We start from the raw sequence: 2,483 nt of genomic DNA, 5'->3' as shown, positions 1-2,483 counted from the left end.
GTGTGATTCACGCCCAGATGGCGGTCTACTTCGCCGAGCGCATGCCTGAGTAACGCCGGTTCAGATCGATGGCTGAGGGGATATGATAGCTCCGCCTTGACATCCCGTCCCACTGGCGTGTTGTAAACAAGGCGGCAGCCGTTTTACCCGTCTGCCGCCCATGATAAATTTCACTCTATTTGCACCGCTTTTGGCGGTTACACAGAATTTGGGATTGCCCCATCATCCAGCTTTTCGGCAAATGTTTTTGCCTGATCGGCTTCTTTTTCAAATTGCGCCTTGATTTGCTCGTTCATGCGTGCATCAAGGATTTTCACCACTTTCATATCTTCTTCCCTGACGGGAATTGTAGCAATATCATTCTTTTCACCGCACTGAGGAAAATTAACCAACCAATATCCGTTGATGTTTTCTGGTTCAGTGATCCACCCTTGCATACCTTTATGAACGCCATCTCTTGTGTACTTTTCCTTTTCGACAATAACTTCTACATTGTCCATGTATGTCATATTATTTACCTCCGTATGGCGTATTCAGTTTTATCTGCCCGTTGGGTTTTACCATCCAACCTGTGACAAAAGAAACATCGCCAAAGCCATCTTTCTTTGGAATAGTTACTCTGATATTGATTCTTTGTCCAAACATATTTAGCTTTCCAAGCTCATATTGCCCAGAGACATAACGTTCCCTCGCTTGCCGTTCTATCTCTGCTTGCAACCATCTTGCATCGTCGACAGTATATCCCCATTCTTTGAAGAGTTTTTCTTTATTGTGTGTTTGCAGGCCGGTTGTGTTAAATAAATAAGGATCAAATTTACCATAATCGCTGTATACTGAAGCATTGCCAAACACTACAGCATACGGAATAGGATCCAATGTGCAATGGCAGTAGGGATGATGTGGGCAGGGCGGCGCATTTCTTTTCGAAAACCAGCAGCCATCCAGCATCAAGCACTCTTCACAGTGGGTTTCGCCCTCTGAATGGTGCGTCCATTTGACCCAGCTTGGTAGTCCTGCACCCTTTTGTATTGTACCGAAACATCGTTTATAGTACAACATTTATTCCCCCCCTTAAAAGTACAAGAAAATCATTCTTCACAAATAAGGGGAAATAAGCAAAAAGTTGCACGTTTCCGTACAACTATCACAGAACAATTTGGAAAATAAAAATCGGAGTACCCCGAAGGATACTCCGATGGTCCGAGTGTAATTATAGGACTTGGGAAAATCCGGCCATATCAATGGTTTTAGCATAGTAAGCAAGAGGTTTTATCTCATTAGATACGATAATCAGGAAGATCATCCGGCATTTCGGTAAATGATTTTGTCTGATCGGCTTCTTTTTCAAATTGCGCCTTGATTTGCTCGTTCACGCACGCATCAAGGATTCGTACGACTTCCAAATCTTCTTCTTTGATGCTGATTTCGGCAATATCATCCTTCTCGCCGCATTGTGGAAAATTGACCAGCCAATAGCCTTTGACGCATTTGGGATAGCAAATCCATCCATACATACCTTTATGAACGCCATCTCGTGAATAGGTTTCTTTTTCAACGGTAACTCTTACATTATCCATTTCTTGCATATTATTTACCTCCGTAGGGTGTTGTCATCCTCAATTTTCCGCCGGGCTCCACCATCCAACCGGTAATGAAGGAAACCTCTCCAGTTCCATCTCTTCTTGGAATGATAACACGAATACTAATTCTTTGAGCGTTCCAGTTTAATTTACCAAGGGTATATTTGCCTGCGATATATCGTTCCTCCGCCTGCCGCTCTATCTCTGCTTGTAGCCATCTTGCATCCTCGACAGTATATCCCCATTCTTTGAAGAGCTTTTCTTTATTGTGTATTTGCAGGCCGGTTGTGTTTCAAATTTTCTATAGTCACTGTATGCGGATGTATTTATCAGGACTACAGCATAGTCAACTGGCTCTAAAGTACAGTGGCAGAATGGGTGATGCGGACAAGGTGGTGCTTTTTCTTTCTGAAACCAACAACCATCTAATTTCAAACATTCTTCACAGTGAGTTTTGCCTTCTGAATGATGTGTCCATTTGACCCAACTTGGTAGGCCGGCACCCTTTTGTATTGTACCGAAACATTGCTTATAGTACAACTGTTATTCCCCCTTTTGAAAGTATAAGAAAATTATTCTTTACAAATAGGGGGAAATAAGCAAAAAGTTGCACGTTTCCGTACAACTATCACAGAACAATTTGGAAAATAAAAAATCGGAGTACCCCGAAGGATACTCCGATGGTCCGAGTGTCATTTAAGGGTTTCAGGAAATTATAAACACAAAATGGTATTCGGGTGTGGGCAATCAGTATTTCAATAGTTAATCATCAGAGATATTACATGGGGCAATCCCAAATTCTGTGTAACCGCCAAAAGCGGTGCAAATAGAGTGAAATTTATCATGGGCGGCAGACGGGTAAAACGGCTGCCGCCTTGTTTACAACATAACGCCAGTGGGACG

At 42.7% G+C, this 2,483-nt stretch carries 3 protein-coding genes; all 3 read right to left on the bottom strand.

Going from position 1 to position 2,483, the window contains the following annotated elements; genetic code table 11:
* Nucleotides 1-197: 197 nt before the first annotated feature.
* The 3 genes from H8S34_RS14945 to H8S34_RS14935 all read right to left on the bottom strand — a co-directional run bounded on the left by H8S34_RS14945 (nt 198) and on the right by H8S34_RS14935 (nt 1,586).
* Nucleotides 198-509, bottom strand: a complete 312-nt coding sequence (locus tag H8S34_RS14945; protein ID WP_186964424.1) for a hypothetical protein — start codon at nt 507-509, stop codon at nt 198-200.
* A 1-nt stretch (nt 510) separates the two neighbouring features.
* On the bottom strand, nt 511-1,059 hold the full coding sequence (locus tag H8S34_RS14940) for a DUF6883 domain-containing protein (protein ID WP_243208050.1): 549 nt from the start codon (nt 1,057-1,059) through the stop codon (nt 511-513).
* 218 nt (nt 1,060-1,277) lie between these two features.
* Nucleotides 1,278-1,586 (bottom strand): hypothetical protein, encoded by a 309-nt coding sequence (locus H8S34_RS14935; protein ID WP_186964423.1) that lies wholly within the window; start codon nt 1,584-1,586, stop codon nt 1,278-1,280.
* Between the last annotated feature and the right edge of the window lie 897 nt (nt 1,587-2,483).

This window comes from Pseudoflavonifractor hominis (genome assembly GCF_014288125.1).
Taxonomy (GTDB): Bacteria; Bacillota; Clostridia; order Oscillospirales; family Oscillospiraceae; genus Pseudoflavonifractor_A; species Pseudoflavonifractor_A gallinarum.
The sequence above is the reverse complement of the archived record's forward strand: the minus strand, read 5'-3'. Positions and strand labels throughout refer to the sequence as shown.

Coding starts and splice junctions, on each gene's coding strand:
- H8S34_RS14945 (WP_186964424.1), bottom strand. CDS start 509: ATGACATACATGGACAATGTAGAAGTTATTGTCGAAAAGGAAAAGTAC.
- H8S34_RS14940 (WP_243208050.1), bottom strand. CDS start 1,059: ATGTTGTACTATAAACGATGTTTCGGTACAATACAAAAGGGTGCAGGA.
- H8S34_RS14935 (WP_186964423.1), bottom strand. CDS start 1,586: ATGCAAGAAATGGATAATGTAAGAGTTACCGTTGAAAAAGAAACCTAT.